This window comes from Paraburkholderia sp. BR10872, from assembly GCF_040965835.1.
Taxonomy (GTDB): Bacteria; Pseudomonadota; Gammaproteobacteria; order Burkholderiales; family Burkholderiaceae; genus Paraburkholderia; species Paraburkholderia nodosa_A.
Window position 1 is genome coordinate 19427 of record NZ_JBFRCN010000069.1, and the last position, 16112, is coordinate 35538.

The following is a 16112-nucleotide window of genomic DNA, read 5'->3' on the forward strand; positions in this document are numbered from 1 at the left end:
TAGAACAGCCGTTCGAATGGCCGAGTAGCGGCGATGGCAAACGTCAGTTCCTGGCCGAATTCACGCATTCGCCCTCATAAGACGGCCACCGCGCGCGTGGCCGCCCCTTTGCTCAGCTCGCCATGCGTCGTTGCGCGCCCATCGAGCCGCCTGCTAATCGCAGACAAATGCCTGTCACGCACTTTGTCTGCGCCCAGGCCGAGAATTCTCCCAGTTAGTGCCACAATAAGCACGCATCAGTGCCAGCAATATCCCGTCACGGAGGCGGACGTGGTTCGCATCGCAAATACAGCGGTTTGCGCGACGGTGAACGGAATTAACGCATCCCGTTTCTTCCGATATTTTGCGTCGGTTCTTGTTGGTGCGATGTTGGCACCAGGTTCGGCGCAGGCTCAGTCCCTTTCGTTCGACTCATTTGCTGTGCCCTCCGGTAGCGCACCGCACGATGTCGCGCCAGAGTCTGGTGGCACCGTCTGGTACACCGCGCAGGCGCAAGGCGCAGTCGGAAGGTTGGACCCGCGCAGCGGCAAGTCCGAGCGGATCCCGCTCGGCAACGGATCGGCGCCGCACGGCGTGATCGTCGGTCCGGATGGAGCCGCATGGATCACCGACGGCGGGCTGAACGCGATCGTACGCGTCGATCCGAAGACACTCGCTGTCGCGCGCTTCCCGTTGCCTGAAGACCGACAGAATGCCAACCTGAACACGGCGGTCTTCGACAAACGGGGGCACCTTTGGTTTACCGGACAGGGCGGAATCTATGGTGAGCTTGACCCGCGCAGCGGCAGCATGCGCGTGTTCGATGCGCCGCGAGGGCCGGGCGCCTATGGCATCTGTGTCACCCCTGATGGCAGCTTGTACTTCGCTTCATTGGCTGGCAGCTACCTCGGCCGCATCGATCCGGTGAGCGGCGCGGCGGAGGTCATCGAGCCGCCAACACCGAAACAGGGAGCGCGCCGGGTATGGTCCGATTCAAAAGGACGCGTCTGGATCAGCGAGTGGAACGCAGGAAAGGTGGGAGTCTTTGACCCGGCGACGCACCGTTGGCGCGAATGGAAACTCCCGGGCTCCGATCCGCATGCGTATGCGATATTCGTTGACGACAGAGACATCGTCTGGCTCAGCGAATGGAGCACTAATGCGCTAGTGCGCTTTGACCCAAGAACCGAACGATTCGAGACGTTTGCGCTGCCGCGGCCACACGCGAACGTACGCCAGATGATGGGCCGGCCGGGAGAAGTCTGGCTGTCGGAGTCTGGCACGGATCATCTGCTGCGCTACCGGTCCAGCGCAACGATTGGCGGCAGCAAGTGAGACCACTGCAACCGTTGTTCTCTCCAGGCACCCCCAATGACAGACGATTCCGATTCCGATCCCGACAAACTGAAGGGTCCTGGTGGCATGACGCTGCGGCAGATCCACGAACAGGTACGAAAATCCGTCCAGCGGGATTGCGAAGCGCAGCCCGCGCACAACGCGCCCACGCCTAAAAGCCGATGGCATCGGTGGGTACGGTACGTATGGGGCCGCAGCGGGCGACGCTAGCTGCTGACAGGCAGCACTGTGAGTGCCACTGACCGGCGGCTCGACTGTTTCCGCCGTCATGCGCTCGCATGAATGTCTGCTACGACGCGGATTGCGGTCGTTGCGGATGCGAGCGTGTGCGTCGCCTTGTGGCCGAAACCCAGAAAGTTTGCTAACCACGCGGTGACCGCTGATAGTCGCGCGGCACGAGCTTCCGGAAACGACCCCAATGTTGCCGTTCGATTTCCCACACTGAAAACGGCCGCCTTCGAGTGCACATCGGTCGCTTGTTCCGACATGGGAGCGAGGACGCCAGGGCCCCCGGTAGTCAGACGAATCGCACCCTCGCGCCGTCTCCCACAGACTGGTGAACAGAATTTTTCTCGTTTTCACCAGCTTGAAAATTTAAATTCACATGGCCATACTACAAACGTACCTTGACCAGGACGACCCATTCCTGCCTGTGAGCGAAACCGAACTGCCCGGCGTGATCGAGCGCATCCACTATGCATCCGCAACCGCGTCGGCGGCGTTGAAGCCCGTCGCGCGATGGCTTGCCTCTCATTCGCTCGACGCCGCGACGCGCACGATCGAGGAAGTCGCCGAAGCGTGTGGAGGCTCCGCTGCCAGCGTCAACCGGTTCGCCAGGCACGCCGGATATCGCGGGTTTTCTGAGCTGAAGGCGGAACTTGCCGCAGTCGTGCGGCAAGCGCTGCAACCGGTGGAGAAACTGGAAGCGCCGACGGCCCAGGAAGGAATCGGCGCATGGCTGGCAGATCACCAACGCAACCTTGTCGCGATGGATTCGTCGCTGCAACAAGAGCGATTGGCCCAGACGGTGACGCGCATCGTTTCGAGCAACTCTGTGTATTGTCTCGGGCTAGGCCTGAGCACCTATTTGACCGGACTATTGGCGGACACGTTGATGCCGTATCACCGGCGCGTCATCTGGGCCGCGGCTGGAGGAGGCAGCGAGCAAGCCGCGCGACACATGGCGCACATTGGCACAGGCGACACGTTGATCGCGATCTCTCTGCCTCGCTATTCGCGCGACACGGTCGAACTTGCGCGATTCGCCCGCGAACGCGGCGCTTTCGTCGCCGCCCTGACCGACAACCCGACCGCGCCTCTCGCCGCTACGGCCGACACGGTGTTGCTGGCTCCGGCTGAGCATCGGGTGCTGTCGTCAAGTGCAGTGGCCATGGTGGCGCTCATCGAAACATTGACATCAGAAGTGCTGAAAGCAACACCGCAGACAAAAGCCATGGCGGCCACTTTGTCGCAAACGGTTCTGCCGTACCTCGTGTTCGACACCACGTCGTCGACGCAGGCGAAAGCCGAAGCGGGCACGAGGCGCCGCAGCAAGACCAGGGGCATCAGCCGAAAGGGTGGCGATGGCGGTGCTGGCGGGCCTCGCAGAATTCGCAACCGATCGTGACTTTGCGATGGCCGCTTTCAATTGTCTCAGCAGGTTGAGAAGCAGAGGAGACGCAACATGACCGCTACCTCCGATAGCGCTGCCGGTTCATCGGTCCAGCAGCTCAGGGACACGACGGGGCTTGCAGGGCATCCGCGCGGGCTCACCACGCTGTTCTTCACCGAGATGTGGGAACGATTCAGCTTCTACGGCATGAGAGCCATTCTCGTGCTGTACATGGTTGCGGCTCCTGGACTCGGCGGCCTCGGCTACGACACGCCCCATGCGACGGCGATCTACGGTACGTACTCAATGGCCGCGTTTCTGCTCGCGCTTCCCGGCGGCATCATCGCCGACCAGTGGCTCGGCACGCGTCGGGCGGTGCTGATCGGCGGCATCATCATCGCATGCGGCCACTTCACCATGGCCATTCCGGCGGTCCCGACGTTCTTCGCCGGGCTGGTGCTCGTTGCATGCGGGACGGGTCTGCTCAAGCCAAATGTGAGCGCACTTGTGGGCGGCCTCTACCCACAGGATGACGAGCGCCGCGACAGCGGGTTTTCGATCTTCTACATGGGCATCAACATCGGTGCATTCCTCGCGCCGCTTGTCTGCGGCTTTCTTGCGGAAGCTGAGCCATTCAGGAATTTGCTGCGCTCGTTCGGCATCGATCCGGTCAATAGCTGGCACTTCGGTTTCGCAGCGGCAGGCGTCGGCATGTTGATCGGTCTCATCGTTTTCTGGCGGCAAAGAGGCCGTCTCGAGCATGTCGGCAATCGGTACGTGACAAAGCCTGTACCGGCGACACAGAAGCAGCAAGGCAGTCGGCTGAACACGGCGATCTATATCGCGCTCGGCGTCTTCACCGTCATCGGCACGCTGCTCGCCGGAAGCAACTGGCAGAACGTGCTTCCGTTCCTGCTGGCCTTCGATGCGCTCGTTCTCGTCGTTGTAATGGGTCTGCAGGAGCAACTGACAATTGCCGAGTGGAAGCGCCTCGCCGTAATGGGCATCTATTTCGTCGTGACGATTGCTTTCTGGGCCGCATACGAACAGAAAGGCTCGAGTCTGAGTCTCTTTGCCAAGGAACTGGTGCAGCGAAATATCGGCAGCTTCCTCGTGCCGGCAGCGTGGTTCCAGTCGCTGACCGCCTTGTACGTGATCATGCTCGCACCGGTGTTCGCGGCGCTCTGGGCGCGGCTCGGCCCTCGTCAACCCTCGAGCCTCGCGAAGCTCGCGCTGGCGCCGCTGTTGATCGGTGTTGGCTATGCCGGGTTTGCGATCATGGCCTCGTCGCTTTCTGCCGGCGCCAGGATCAATCCGCTCTGGCTTGCCGGTCTGTTCCTGTTCGAAGTGTTTGGCGAACTGTGCTTGAGCCCTGTCGGCTTGAACCTCGTCACGAAGCTCGCACCGGTGAAGCTGGTTGGATTGATGATGGGACTCTGGTTCTTCGGAAGCTCATTCGGCTACAAGCTGGCCGGTTATCTTGCGGGCTTTTACTTGCCTGTCCCGGCACGGCTGACATTGCTCTATGGGGGCATCGCCGCGGGGCTCATCGCCGTGTCTGCGCTGCTGTTCCTCTTGATGCCGATGATGAGAAAGCTCGTCGGCGAGGAATCGCCCCAAGCCGTGGCTCACGCGCATTGATCGAATACGGCAGGAGGAGTGAAATGGCACAGTACATCCTGGCAATCCATGGCGGCGCCGGAACGCTGCAGCGCGGCGTCATGTCGGCGGAACAGGAAGCCGCTCATCGGGCAGCACTCGAAGAAGCGCTCGACGCAGGCCATCAGATTCTTAAAGGCGGTGGATCGAGCGTCGAGGCTGTTGTTGCCGCCGTCGTCGCGCTGGAGAATTGCCCGCTTTTCAACGCAGGGCGCGGCTCCGTATTCACGCATGCGGGCACGCACGAAATGGACGCGGCCATCATGGAAGGCCATACCGGGCGCGCAGGCGCGGTGGCTGGCGTGTCTCGCATCAAGAATCCCGTCACCGCGGCACAGCGCGTGATGGATCGGTCCACACACGTATTGCTCTCTGGAACGGGGGCTGAGCAATTCGCCGCCGACGAAGGCCTGGCTCTCGAGAGCCCCGAATACTTCTATACCGACTTTCGCCGGCAGCAGTGGCTCGCCGTGCGCGATACCGGACGCGAATTGCTTGATCACGACGGCACGGCATTGCTTCGCAAACAAGATCCTTGCGACGCGAGCGGACTCATCAATGGCGAGCACAAGTTTGGCACGGTCGGTGCCGTCGCGCTCGATGCGCTGGGTCATCTGGCCGCGGCGACGTCCACCGGTGGCTTGACGAACAAGCGCCACGGACGAATCGGCGATTCCCCGCTGATCGGATGCGGCACGTTTGCGGACGCGCGCGTGGCCGTGTCCACGACGGGAACGGGAGAAGCGTTTATCCGCGCTGTCGCGGCCCATGACGTCGCAGCGCGAATGAGGTACGGTCATGCAACAATCGATGAAGCTGCGCGCGCGGTCGTAAACGAGGCGATCCCGCAGCAACGCGGCACGGGAGGGCTCATTGCCGTCGATGTCGAGGGGCATGTATCGATGCCGTTCAACACCGACGGGATGTATCGCGGCGTTGTTCAGAGCGATGGCAAGCGGTACATCGATATCTATCGGTAGTTGACGGCACTTCACAATGCCAGAGACCAAGGCCTTCGCCTGAGAGCCGTTCGGATGAAATCGGTGCATTTGCGATCGCCATAGTCGGAGCAACGAGCCTGCACCGGCGAAATTGCGTGCGCTTATGCCCGTCACGTCGGCGAGCTGGCGAACCATGAACTGGTCGCGAATGTTCGCCGTCAAATGCGCCTGCACTCCAGCGGCCGCTTACGAAGTGCGATCCGCCGTTTGAATGTCCGTTCATAAGGAAAGGAACGGCAGGAGTTGGCCGGCTAGCGCCCGATGGCCGAACGGGGCGATCGTCTCGGCCGTACGTTCGATGCAAAAGGCATAACCCGCCCACTCCAGCCGTTGGAGTCACCGCGAGGCGAATATCTGCTCGCAAAGGTGAAGCGGTCATTCTTGACATAATAACGGCTCGTTTCCCGACGCTTTTTCATCCACTTTGTGAGCCAACTTTCGTTCTCGGCAGAAATCGCGTCCTCGTACGGCTTGACGAAGCTGGACCACGAACGGCGCGTGCCTTTCGGAAGAAAGTGCCACTCATCGACAGGTTCTTCGAGTCGGCGTGGGTACGACCAGGGTATTGTCGAGGTGCCCGGAGCCACCGGCGATGGGTTGACAGACACGCATGAACGAGCCTCTTCTAACGTTTCTGCGGGAACACCTCTCGAAGGACGCTAAGTGAGCTCCCAAGTCCTGATGCAATTTCCATCGCGTCGCGACGGGTTTGCACCCTGATCATCGTCGGCCATGTTTTCACGCGCAATCAAACGATCGTCGGAACACGACAGGCTTGCCGCCCATTGTCTGTTTCGTCATCCATGCCGCCAGCGCCGAGTCCAGATAGTCCGCGTGACCGGGAAACCACTCGAAAAGGCGCAGGCCGAGATCTCGCGCCAGTTCTGCGCCGGCCCGCTCTTCTGCGACCGCGGCCTTCACGTCACCGACCGACTTCAGCACTGCCGCATGCTCTTCGATGTGGCAGTCGCGTGGCGGGAAGTTCGTCGTACGCATCCACTCGTCTTCCTGCTCGAAATGGCTAACGGCGTGCTGTTCGAACAGCTCTAACGCTGCTGCGGCCGTCGCGTCCGAGCACGTCACCAGGCGCAGCGCAAACGTATAGAACTCCTTGTGAACGTCGTCCATCGGCGTGAAGCCGAGTAGTCGCGCGTCGTTCCAGGCAAGACTATTGTCGCTGACCGGCGCCGGGGCTTCTGTGTCTCTCGTCGGAGTCGTTCGTGGAGAAGTTTCGTCCGTCATGTCCGATTACTCCTGCTGTTTCGGTGTGCTGCTGTGCTCTGCATACGATAAGAATGCGTCGAGCGGTGCTCGACGCATTGTTCCTCCCCGCGATACTCAAAGATCGAGAACAAGCTCCGCGGATTTCGCACGCGACACGCAGACCATGATCTGCGTTTGTTTCTCGTCGTCGCGCAGCACGAGATCCCGATGATCCGCCTCCCCTGAGCACAATACTGTCTTGCACGAGCCGCAGGTGCCGCTTTCGCACGAACTCGGCACGCGCACGTTCGCGTCGCGCAGCACCTCGAGGATCGAGCGATTGGCGGGAATGTCGAACGACGTGCCGCTGCGCGAAAGGCGCACAGTGAAAGGCGTGCTTTCGCGCGCATTCGCATTGCCTGCACCGAAGCTCTCGAAGTGAACGGTGCCCGACGGCCAGTGGCCGGTCATGTCCCGCACGGTGTCCATCAGCGCCTGCGGTCCGCAGCAGTACACGTGTTGCGCCGACTTCGACCTCTCAAATACGGGCCAGAAGTCGAATGCTTTCGACGGGTCGCCGTGATCGTGGTGAATCTTCACGTCCGAACGCCATTCGTCGCTGCTCAGTTCATCGAAGAACGCCGTGCCTTCCGGATCGCGGGAGAGATAGTACAGCTTGAACGAGCGCAGGCCTTCCGCCCGCAACTGTCGCGCCATCGACAGCATCGGCGTGATACCGATGCCGCCCGCGACGAGAATGAATGACTTTGCGCGGTCATTGAGGGGAAACTCGTTGCGGGGCAAAGAGACGTCCACGGCGTCGCCCTCGGCCGTATCATCGATGAAGCTCATCGAGCCGCCGCGTCCGTTGCTGTCACGCTTCACCGCGATGACGTAGCGATTGCGCTCCTGCGGGTCGTTGCACAGCGAATAACTGCGTCGCGAGCCGTTCGGCACCACGACGGTCAGGTTCGCGCCCGCCTCGAACGGCGGCAACGGCGCGCCCTGCGGGTCGGTCAGTTCAAAGCGCCAGATGTCACGGGCGATCTTCTCCTTGCCTGCGATCTTCAGACGAAGAAAACCGTCTTCCTGGGGGGGCGTCATTTCTGTCTCCTTCTGACCGATCCGGTTTTGTACTGTGTCAACATGAGTGCATGATATTACTAGATCTCTAATTATGCAAGTCGAGAAGCCCGCTTCTTCGCGATCGTGTTCTCGGTAAAAACCCGTGCTTGCAAGCGGCGTGAAGTCCCCGTAAGCTGAAAATTAGAGCTCTAATTATGTGGCGAGAGGAACCCTGTTCCGCCAGTATCCAGAGTGAAATTCGGAGACATTCAGTCATGGCACATTCAACGTTGCACTCCGGGGATTTATCCCTGTCTGCCGCAGCCGACTCGGCGGCGGAGGAGGCGACCTATCGCAAGATCACGTTCAGGTTAATGAGCTTTCTTTTCCTGTGCTGGGTCCTCAACTATCTCGATCGCGTGAACGTCAGCTTCGCGCAGCTGCAACTGAAGCACGATCTTGGGTTGAGCGACGCGGCGTACGGGCTCGGCGTGAGCCTGTTTTTTATCGGCTACATCCTGCTCGAAGTGCCGAGCACACTGTTGCTGCGGCGCATTGGCGCCCGCAAGACCGTCACGCGGATCATGCTGCTCTGGGGCGCCATCTCCACTGCCATGGCGTTCATGACCGCTCCATGGCAGTTCTATCTTGCCCGCACGCTCCTCGGCGCGGCTGAAGCGGGCTTTTGGCCCGGCATCATCCTCTATCTCTCGTACTGGTACCCGTCGAAGCGCCGCGCCCGGATCACGTCGCGGTTCCTGCTGGCGATCGCGGTCGCGGGGATTGTCGGCGGCCCGCTTTCCGGGTTCATCCTGCAACACTTCATGGACGTCTGGGGCTTTCGCAACTGGCAGTGGCTGTTTTTCCTTGAAGGCGTGCCCGCCGTGATTGCCGGTGTCGTTGCTTACTTCTATCTGATCGACCGGCCGCAGGATGCGAAGTGGCTGACCGACGAGCAAAAACGAATTGTCATTGGCGCTCTGGACGAGGAAGGTCGCAGCAAGCCGCATAGCTCGCCGAGCACGCTCCTTGCGGCGCTGCGCGACCCGCGCGTATACGTGATTGCCGCGGGCTGGGCCACGGTGCCCATTTGCGGAACCATCCTCAACTACTGGACGCCCACGATCATCAAACAGGCGGGCGTTTCCAACCTGTTGCAGATCGGCTTCCTGTCGGCGCTGCCTTATATCGTCGGCGCCGTTGCCATGCTCCTGATCGCACGCAGCTCGGACCTGCGGCTCGAGCGCCGCTGGCACTTCGTACTGTCGACCACAGCGGGCGCCACGGGCGCGGTGCTCCTGACGGTTCTGACGCACAACCCGGTTGCCGCTATCGCGTGCCTGAGTCTCGTTTCGGTGAGCTATTTCGCGGCCGCAGCCATTATCTGGACCATTCCGCCTAACTATCTGAAGGGCGCGGCGGCCGCCGGTGGCATCGGTGTGATCAGCAGCCTCGGTCAGGTGGGCGCTTTCTTCGCACCAATCGTCCTCGGCTGGGTGAAGAGCGTGACCGGCAGCTTTTCGGCCGGCATCCTGCTGGTCGCGGCGCTGGTTTTCATCGGCGGCATCGCGGTCTTCTTCGGCGTGCCGCGCGAGCGGCAGGCACCGCAATCCGGCGCGTGACGATGCACGCGACGGCCAGAATTTCGACAGTCAAACAGGAACAGGAATGAGCAAGCTTCAACTTTCCATCGCGGTGGGCAACTACGACCGGATGCGGCCGCTGATTGACGGCGACGTGCAGATCGATGGTGTCGATCCCGTGTTCATGCTGCAGGACCCGGAGGAAATCTTCTTTCGCGCGTTCCGGCACGCCGATTACGACATTTGCGAGCTTTCGCTCAGCAGCTATTCGGTGAAGACGGCAGCGGGCACCTCGCCCTACATCGCGGTGCCGGTCTTTCCGTCGCGCGCCTTCCGGCATAGCTCGATTTACGTGCGTTCCGACCGCGGGATCGACCGGCCCGAGGACCTGAAGGGCAAACGTATCGGCGTGCCGGAATACCAGCTCACCGCCAACGTCTGGGTGCGGCTCTTTCTCGAAGAGGAATATGGCGTAAAGGCGTCGGATATCCGCTGGGTGCGGGGCGGCTACGAGGATCCGACGCGCGTCGAGAAGATCGCGCTCAAGCTGCCTGAAGGCGTTGTGCTGGAAAGCGCACCCGAAGGGAAAACGATCTCGAATCTGCTGGCCGACGGCGAGATTGACGGCGTGATCGGACCGCGCGCGCCGTCATGCTTCGATCGTGGGCATCCGAAGGTCAAATACCTTTTCGACGATCCGCAAAAAAGCGCCGCCGAATGGTACGAGCGTAGGAAGCTCTTCCCGATCATGCACACGCTCGGCATTCGCAAGGCGCTCGCGGACCAGCACCCCTGGCTGCCCGGCGCAATCGCGAAGGCGTTCGAGCAATCGAAGGAAGTCGCGCTGGCCCGTTTGAGCGATACCTCGGCGACCAAGGTCACGCTGCCGTTCATCGAGGACCAGTTGCGCAACGCCCGGCGTCTGATGGGGCACGACTTCTGGTCGTACGGATTCGCGAACAATGAGCACGTGATCGACCGCTTCCTGGCGCAGCACCATGCCGAGGGATTGTCGAGCCGTCGCTTGCAGCCTGCCGAACTGTTCCACCCGGCCAGCCTGGAGCGGTTCAAGATCTGACCCCTCGCGGCGGTTGCTCCTGCCGTTGCGCATCCGGCAGCCGCTGGGTGCACGGCGGATGCGCGGAACGGGAAAATAAATCCAATACACTCAGTAGTCCATATTACAGATGAACATGAAGAGACACACATTCCCGCTCGCCTGCGGCGGGTTGCTGACGCTCGCCTGCACGGCGGCCCATGCGCAGAGTTCGGTCACGCTCTACGGCATCGTCGATGCGGGCGTCGAGTACGTCAACCGGGTGCACCAGGGCAGTCAGACGGGTTCGGTGATCCGTGAACAGTCGGGCAATCTGGCCGGATCGCGCTGGGGGCTAAAGGGCTCGGAAGATCTTGGCGGCGGCTACAAGGCCGTATTTACGTTGGAGGGCGGGTTCAACGTGAATACCGGCGCGCTCGGTCAGAACGGACGGCTGTTCGGCCGCAAGGCATTCGTTGGCGTCTCAACGCCGTACGGCACGCTCACGCTCGGACGTCACCAGAACCTGCTTTATGAGCTGATGTACAAGTACGACGCGCTGACGTTCAACCCCAGCTACTCGGCGCAAAGCATGGACAGCCAGTTCGTGAACCGCGCGGACAATTCGGTGCGCTATGGCGTGCAACTAGGCGGCGTCACGTTCGCGGCACTGTACAGCACCGGCTTCGACGCGACGATTCCGAACGGTGCGAGCGTGCCCGGCGCAACGAAAGTGGGTCGCGAAATGAGCGCGGCGGTCCTGTATGACCGCGGGCCGTTCAGCATCGGCTTGACGTACGACCAGTTGCAGGGCACCTCGATCGCGACGCAGAGCAATGCGCAGCAGCGCGCGCTGCTCGGCGTGTCGTACGACTTCGGGGCGGTCACGACGCTGGCGGGCCTGCGCTGGCTGAACACGCGCAATGCGGATGTGCCGCCGAGCTCGCTGCTCTATTGGGGTGGCGTGACCTGGAGGGTGAATGCGCCGCTTTCCGTCTCCGCCAGCGTCTATCACACGCAGTTTCGCAATCCGCACGGCGGCCCAACGATGGGGGCATTGCTCGTCGACTACTCGCTATCCAAACGCACCGATGTGTTTGCGGAAGGGGCGTACGTCGCCAATCGTTCATTTTCCAATGTGGGTATTCGGGGCACGGGCGTAGACATTGCGTCAGGCATGGATCAGGCGGGCGTGACCGTGGGCATTCGCCACGCCTTCTAAGCGGCTTTGGCGATGTGCTGCAGTGCCTCTCGCGCGGGCTAAAGCGCTATGATTGTCACCTGTCTGGTCACAATAACTGCGAGGAAGGCATGGCAGCAGCACGTACTTCGGGCAAGGGCAAGGGCGGGGTCGCGAGCGAGGACCCCATTCTGCGGCACTGGCGCGAGGCGGTTCCGGATGATCGTCTTGCTCACCTGGTGAAGGATGCGGGCCGCGCAATGATTCGCGGTCTGCAAATGCGCCTGGCGCAGCACGAAGTCTCGTTCGGCCACTGGGCGTATCTGCGTGTGCTATGGGTCACCGACGGGCTCACGCAGAAGGAGCTCAGCGACGAGACCGGCACCACCACGCCTACCACGTTCAGTGCGGTGTCGGCGATGGAAAAGCTCGGGTATGTCGAGCGCCGCTACGAGCCCGGCAATCGCAAGAACACGCACGTCTATCTGACGCCGCGCGGCCGGAGCCTGAAAAACAAGCTCGTCCCGCTCGCGGAAGAGGTCAACGAAATTAGCGTCAGGGGCCTGAAAACCACCGAGATCAACGTCGCGCGGAAGGTCCTGCTGACGATCATCGAGAACATGGCACGCGACGAATCCGAGTCGGACAACCCGGCGCTGCGCATCCCGTCGACGCGGGAAGTGGGTAATCTGATCGCGGCACGCGGGGAAGAAATCGATCAGGAATGAGGCGCGGCTCGGCGCTTCAGGTCATTCCAGAGTAGCATATTAATTATAGATCTAATAATATTGACGGACGTGCCAGGTCCACGACAGGCACGACGGCAGGCCACGGCATGCCGCTCTTTCGCTCAAAAAATACGGATCTGAAATGGATGGAATGACCCGCGCGGCGATGTCGCGCAACGTCCGCGATGCGCTCGCGGAAGATGTCGGCGAGGCCGACTGGACGTCGCTACTGATCGACCCCGACGCTTCAGCCGAAGCGGTCCTGACCGTACGCGAAGCCGCCCTGTTGTGCGGCAGACCGTGGTTCGATGAAACACTCCAGCAGGTCGACCCGCACATCACGATCGAATGGTTTGTCGGAGAGGGCGAACGGATGCACGAAGGGCAGAGCGTCTGCCGGATCGCTGGCCCGGCGCGCGGTATGCTCACCGCCGAGCGCACTGCGCTAAACTTCATTCAGTTGCTTTCTGGCGTGGCCACCGAGACAAGCATGATGACGCGGATCGTCGAAGGCACGACCGCGCGGATTCTCGACACGCGAAAAACGCTTCCGGGATTGCGCCTCGCGCAAAAATATGCAGTTCGTGTTGGCGGCGGCGAAAACCATCGTCGGGGGCTGTACGACGGCATTCTGATCAAGGAAAACCACATTGCGGCGGGCGGCGGCATTGCATCGACGCTTCGCGCCACTCAGGCATTGGGTGCGGGCGTGCCCGTGCAGGTCGAGGTGGAGACGCTCGATGAGTTGGAGGAAGCGTTGGCTGGGGGCGCCGCGGCGATTCTGCTCGACAATTTCTCGATTGAGACGATGCGCGAGGCTGTACGTGCCACCGCAGGGCGCGCCGAGCTGGAAGTCTCGGGCGGTGTGACCGAGCAGATGCTGCGAACCATCGCCGAAACCGGCGTGGATCGCATTTCGTTAGGGAAGCTGACGAAGAACGTCAGGGCGGTTGATTTTTCGCTGCGCTTCGCGGCGTTCGCCGGATAGCGAGATTGGGGCGCACGTGTGCGCCCCCTCGTTTTGACTGTGCATGGCTCAGCTCAAAACGGGCGCAACAGGGGCTTTCTGCGCTTACCTCGGACTATCGAAACGTTACATCTGCGCCCGTTTCGCTCGATTTCAGAATCGCGATACAGATTTCCAGCGTGCCCTTCGCCCATTCGCCATCGTGAAGGGGCGAGTGTCCGTTGACGACCGCGCCATGCAACTCGTCGATTACTTCCGCGCGCGGCACGGCGGGTGCGGGCAGCGGCAGCGTTTGGCGCTGCTCGTCGCCGTAGACGACGATCGAATCGGGCAACGGACGCAGGTCTGCGCGTTCGCACGAGACGATGAGCGGACCGAAATGCTGATGAAAGCGCGGCGGCTCGTGCGCGTCGGCCGTTGGCGGCTTGTATGCCGATCCGCCGTAAGTGCCGGCCGCCTTGAGTCTGGCCTCCTCGTCCGAGTTCGCGAGCGTCTCCAGACGGCGGCGGGCACTGCCGTACGTGTCGGGGCTCGTTCGATCGCCCATTTCGCCGATCCAGCCGCTCCATTCATCGGTGTTGAAGTGGCCATAGCCGTTGTACGAGAGCGAGGCATAGGCACCGCTCTCGAACCAGATCAGCGCAGAATACGCGCCTTCGGTCGGGCGAGACGGATCCCACCGTCCCACACTCGCGCGCAGTCGCGTCGCGCGCGAGCCGGCGAGCATTCGCACGATGTCGACCTGGTGGGCCGCCTGGCTGAAGACGGCGCCGCCACCTGCAGCCGTGGCCAGCTCCTCGGGCCGGCGCGGGCGATACAGGTAGTCGGTGTAGTTGACGGCCTGGATCATCTTCACCGCGCCGAATTCGCCGCGACTGATCAATTCGCGCGTACGCAGGTACGGCGTGTCGAAACTGTGGCAATGGCCGACAATCAGATGCACGTTCGCCGCGCGGCAGGCAGCGATCATGCGGTCGCAGTCCGCGGCGGCGAGCGCCATCGGTTTTTCGACGAGTACGTGTTTGCCTTTTGCCGCAGCAATTTCAGTGTGTTGCGCGTGGAACTGGTGCGGACTCGCAACGTAGATGATTTCGACGTTGGAGTCATCCGCCAACTGCGCCACGTCCGCATAGGTGGGCGCCGCGAAGTCGGCGGCAAACTGCCGCCGCGCTTCGTCACGCGGATCGCACGCAGCGACGAGCTGGACTCTGGGGTCGCGCAGGAAGGTCGGCAGCATCAGCGAGAATGCCCGTCCCAGTCCCGCGACCCCGATGCGCAAACGGCGCTGTTCCATGGCGGTGTGCCTCCGGTTATTGCTTGACCTGGTAGTCCGTTGCGAGCGCGGACGGCTGATCAGCGGGTTCCGGATTCTTCTTGCTGACGTAACGCGCGGCATACGTGCGCCAGTCGATTTCCTTCGGCACGACAGCCTGGTACGAGCACACTTCCCGTGAAATCGCCTTTGCGCCCGTGCCAATTGCTTCGCCATCCTCCTCGAATTCAGCGATCGCATCGATCATGCGGCGACGGAATTCGACGATGGCGAGATCGCTTGCGCCGAGACGCTCGTCCGAACGGTTCGCAATCGGGCCCATCGTGACCCACATGGCGATGTCCTGGTTCGGGAAGCCCGAAATGCCAGTGAAATTGCCGGCCTTCATCGCCTGACGGTCCTGCCAGAATCGGTTGTCGTGATTGCGCAGCGGTCGATAGTACTGATCGAGATCGACACCGACCTGCTGACGCAGGAACTTGCGCCACGTTTCGGTTTCCGGCGTCGTCTCCGGATCGCCCCAGGCGATGAAGTAGAACGCCGTGTTCGTGTCGTCCATCGGCACGTTGATGTTCGCCACGTTGTAGAGATTGTTCGGCGGAATCAGCACGGTTCCCGGCGCCACGAACACCGTGGAGCGCACGTAGTCGTGCGTGTTGGCGTTGAAGATCGGGCGGCGCAGCGCGGCGTAACGGAAACCGTAGTCGGTGCGCTCGACCTGCAGGCGCGGGGCCTTGTCGGTGGACGGGCGCAACCAGTTCTTGCCCGTCGCTTCGGCGCCGCCGACGCGTGCCGGCACGAAGTCGGACGAATGCAGGCTGGAACTGTGCGCGGAGTCGATCGCGCCTTCGAGGATTTGCGCCCAATTGCACGGCAGCAGTGCCTTGGCAATGCTCACGCGGGTGTCGGCAGTCGGCGCCCAGGCCGGCGGCACGAATTCGGGAATGGCGTCCTGCGGGCCCATATACGCCCACACCATGCCTCCCCATTCCTGCACCGGGTAGGCCCTGTGCTTGACCTTGTCGGTCATGCAGCTCGCGGCCGGCTCGGACACCATTTCAAGCACGTTGCCCGAGACGTCGAACTTCCAGCCGTGATACAGGCAGCGCAGGCCGGAGTCTTCATTGCGGCCGTAGACGAGTGATGCGCGGCGGTGCGGGCAGTACTCGTCCAGCACGCCAACGCTGCCTTCCGAATCCCGGAATACGACGAGGTCCTCGCCAAATACGCGCGCTTTGACAGGCGCGCCATCCGGCTCGCTGACTTCTTCGATGAGGCAAACCGGCGTCCAGTGCCGGCGCATCAGTTGCCCCATCGGGGCATCGGCCTCAACGCGGCACAGCAATTCGTTTTCTTGGTGGGTCAGCATGGAATGTCTCCCGGCGACAGGTCGCCTTCATCAACAGGTGTTGCTCAACTATATTAGAGATCTAGTTAAATTGGCAAGAACCTTTCGGGACGTCCGGGAAA

General features: G+C 61.8%; 13 protein-coding genes. 9 read left to right on the forward strand and 4 right to left on the reverse strand.

The features are described 5' to 3' along the window. The first annotated feature begins 366 nt into the window (after nt 1–366). The 4 genes from AB4Y43_RS35560 (at nt 367) to AB4Y43_RS35575 (ending at nt 5586) form a co-directional block, all read left to right on the forward strand. Complete coding sequence (locus tag AB4Y43_RS35560) at nt 367–1314, forward strand: lyase (RefSeq protein ID WP_342949793.1); 948 nt, start codon at nt 367–369, stop codon at nt 1312–1314. A 625-nt stretch (nt 1315–1939) separates the two neighbouring features. Beyond that, nucleotides 1940–2962 carry a MurR/RpiR family transcriptional regulator gene (locus AB4Y43_RS35565; RefSeq protein ID WP_368729922.1) on the forward strand — a complete coding sequence of 341 codons (1023 nt, stop codon included), beginning with the start codon at nt 1940–1942 and terminating at the stop codon, nt 2960–2962. A gap of 57 nt (nt 2963–3019) precedes the next feature. Continuing rightward, nucleotides 3020–4588 carry a peptide MFS transporter gene (locus AB4Y43_RS35570; protein ID WP_342949698.1) on the forward strand — a complete coding sequence of 523 codons (1569 nt, stop codon included), beginning with the start codon at nt 3020–3022 and terminating at the stop codon, nt 4586–4588. Nucleotides 4589–4611: 23 nt separating this feature from the next. Beyond that, nucleotides 4612–5586, forward strand: coding sequence for an isoaspartyl peptidase/L-asparaginase family protein (locus AB4Y43_RS35575; protein ID WP_368729932.1), 975 nt, complete (start codon nt 4612–4614; stop codon nt 5584–5586). Between the two features lie 759 nt (nt 5587–6345). Here the strand turns inward: AB4Y43_RS35575 and AB4Y43_RS35580 are convergent. Both AB4Y43_RS35580 and AB4Y43_RS35585 read right to left on the reverse strand, forming a co-directional pair. Next, nucleotides 6346–6849 (reverse strand): hemerythrin domain-containing protein, encoded by a 504-nt coding sequence (locus AB4Y43_RS35580; RefSeq protein WP_342949699.1) that lies wholly within the window; start codon nt 6847–6849, stop codon nt 6346–6348. Nucleotides 6850–6945: 96 nt separating this feature from the next. Further along, nucleotides 6946–7914 carry a 2Fe-2S iron-sulfur cluster-binding protein gene (locus tag AB4Y43_RS35585; RefSeq protein ID WP_368729923.1) on the reverse strand — a complete coding sequence of 323 codons (969 nt, stop codon included), beginning with the start codon at nt 7912–7914 and terminating at the stop codon, nt 6946–6948. A gap of 236 nt (nt 7915–8150) precedes the next feature. Between AB4Y43_RS35585 and AB4Y43_RS35590 the strand changes: the two genes are divergently transcribed. The 5 genes from AB4Y43_RS35590 to nadC all read left to right on the forward strand — a co-directional run bounded on the left by AB4Y43_RS35590 (nt 8151) and on the right by nadC (nt 13390). Beyond that, a complete protein-coding gene (locus tag AB4Y43_RS35590) occupies nt 8151–9497 on the forward strand; it encodes an MFS transporter (protein ID WP_368729924.1) in 1347 nt (448 codons plus the stop codon). Nucleotides 9498–9543: 46 nt separating this feature from the next. Next, on the forward strand, nt 9544–10536 hold the full coding sequence (locus AB4Y43_RS35595; protein ID WP_368729925.1) for an ABC transporter substrate-binding protein: 993 nt from the start codon (nt 9544–9546) through the stop codon (nt 10534–10536). 115 nt (nt 10537–10651) lie between these two features. After that, nucleotides 10652–11716, forward strand: coding sequence for a porin (locus tag AB4Y43_RS35600; protein ID WP_368729926.1), 1065 nt, complete (start codon nt 10652–10654; stop codon nt 11714–11716). An 89-nt stretch (nt 11717–11805) separates the two neighbouring features. After that, nucleotides 11806–12402 (forward strand): MarR family winged helix-turn-helix transcriptional regulator, encoded by a 597-nt coding sequence (locus tag AB4Y43_RS35605; protein WP_069268539.1) that lies wholly within the window; start codon nt 11806–11808, stop codon nt 12400–12402. 142 nt (nt 12403–12544) lie between these two features. Continuing rightward, nucleotides 12545–13390 carry a carboxylating nicotinate-nucleotide diphosphorylase gene (gene nadC, locus AB4Y43_RS35610; RefSeq protein WP_368729927.1) on the forward strand — a complete coding sequence of 282 codons (846 nt, stop codon included), beginning with the start codon at nt 12545–12547 and terminating at the stop codon, nt 13388–13390. A gap of 94 nt (nt 13391–13484) precedes the next feature. On the opposite strand, the gene AB4Y43_RS35615 is transcribed toward nadC, so the two are convergent. Both AB4Y43_RS35615 and AB4Y43_RS35620 read right to left on the reverse strand, forming a co-directional pair. Further along, nucleotides 13485–14663, reverse strand: coding sequence for a Gfo/Idh/MocA family protein (locus AB4Y43_RS35615; RefSeq protein ID WP_368729928.1), 1179 nt, complete (start codon nt 14661–14663; stop codon nt 13485–13487). A 16-nt stretch (nt 14664–14679) separates the two neighbouring features. Beyond that, nucleotides 14680–16011 (reverse strand): Rieske 2Fe-2S domain-containing protein, encoded by a 1332-nt coding sequence (locus AB4Y43_RS35620; protein WP_368729929.1) that lies wholly within the window; start codon nt 16009–16011, stop codon nt 14680–14682. Nucleotides 16012–16112: the final 101 nt, after the last annotated feature.

What these genes read in the sequence shown, in the direction of transcription:
- AB4Y43_RS35615 (WP_368729928.1), bottom strand. Translation starts at nt 14,663, where the DNA reads ATGGAACAGCGCCGTTTGCGCATCGGGGTCGCGGGACTGGGACGGGCA.
- AB4Y43_RS35600 (WP_368729926.1), top strand. Translation starts at nt 10,652, where the DNA reads ATGAAGAGACACACATTCCCGCTCGCCTGCGGCGGGTTGCTGACGCTC.
- AB4Y43_RS35560 (WP_342949793.1), top strand. Translation starts at nt 367, where the DNA reads ATGTTGGCACCAGGTTCGGCGCAGGCTCAGTCCCTTTCGTTCGACTCA.
- AB4Y43_RS35575 (WP_368729932.1), top strand. Translation starts at nt 4,612, where the DNA reads ATGGCACAGTACATCCTGGCAATCCATGGCGGCGCCGGAACGCTGCAG.
- AB4Y43_RS35585 (WP_368729923.1), bottom strand. Translation starts at nt 7,914, where the DNA reads ATGACGCCCCCCCAGGAAGACGGTTTTCTTCGTCTGAAGATCGCAGGC.
- AB4Y43_RS35620 (WP_368729929.1), bottom strand. Translation starts at nt 16,011, where the DNA reads ATGCTGACCCACCAAGAAAACGAATTGCTGTGCCGCGTTGAGGCCGAT.
- AB4Y43_RS35570 (WP_342949698.1), top strand. Translation starts at nt 3,020, where the DNA reads ATGACCGCTACCTCCGATAGCGCTGCCGGTTCATCGGTCCAGCAGCTC.
- AB4Y43_RS35565 (WP_368729922.1), top strand. Translation starts at nt 1,940, where the DNA reads ATGGCCATACTACAAACGTACCTTGACCAGGACGACCCATTCCTGCCT.
- AB4Y43_RS35595 (WP_368729925.1), top strand. Translation starts at nt 9,544, where the DNA reads ATGAGCAAGCTTCAACTTTCCATCGCGGTGGGCAACTACGACCGGATG.
- AB4Y43_RS35580 (WP_342949699.1), bottom strand. Translation starts at nt 6,849, where the DNA reads ATGACGGACGAAACTTCTCCACGAACGACTCCGACGAGAGACACAGAA.
- nadC (WP_368729927.1), top strand. Translation starts at nt 12,545, where the DNA reads ATGGATGGAATGACCCGCGCGGCGATGTCGCGCAACGTCCGCGATGCG.
- AB4Y43_RS35590 (WP_368729924.1), top strand. Translation starts at nt 8,151, where the DNA reads ATGGCACATTCAACGTTGCACTCCGGGGATTTATCCCTGTCTGCCGCA.
- AB4Y43_RS35605 (WP_069268539.1), top strand. Translation starts at nt 11,806, where the DNA reads ATGGCAGCAGCACGTACTTCGGGCAAGGGCAAGGGCGGGGTCGCGAGC.